The following is a 284-nucleotide window of genomic DNA, read 5'->3' as shown; positions in this document are numbered from 1 at the left end:
CGTCAGATTAATCGGCGGAGCTATCTTCCTGTCAGGCATGCTTATTATGGCCCTTAATGTTTGGCTAACTATTAGACAAACAAGTGCTAAAGCACTCGACTCAGTGCCAGCACAAGCTTAAGGAGAGCGATAGAATGAACCATGAAATAATTGAGAAAAACCTTGGCCTAATGATCCCATTAATCATTGTCGCAATAAGCTTTGGTTTCTTAGTGGAAGTTGTACCTCTTTTCTTTAACAAGGATATGAAAACACCTGTCGAGGGACTTAAGCCTTATACTGCG

The 284-nt window shown here is 41.2% G+C and carries 1 protein-coding gene; it reads left to right on the top strand.

Features of this window, described 5'->3' with window-relative positions; genetic code table 11:
• Window positions 1–134: 134 nt before the first annotated feature.
• A partial coding sequence (locus tag A3738_RS10725; protein WP_197473802.1) for a cbb3-type cytochrome c oxidase subunit II occupies window positions 135–284 on the top strand: 150 nt, incomplete at its 3' end.

The organism is Oleiphilus sp. HI0066, assembly GCF_001635725.1.
The sequence above is the reverse complement of the archived record's forward strand: the minus strand, read 5'-3'. Positions and strand labels throughout refer to the sequence as shown.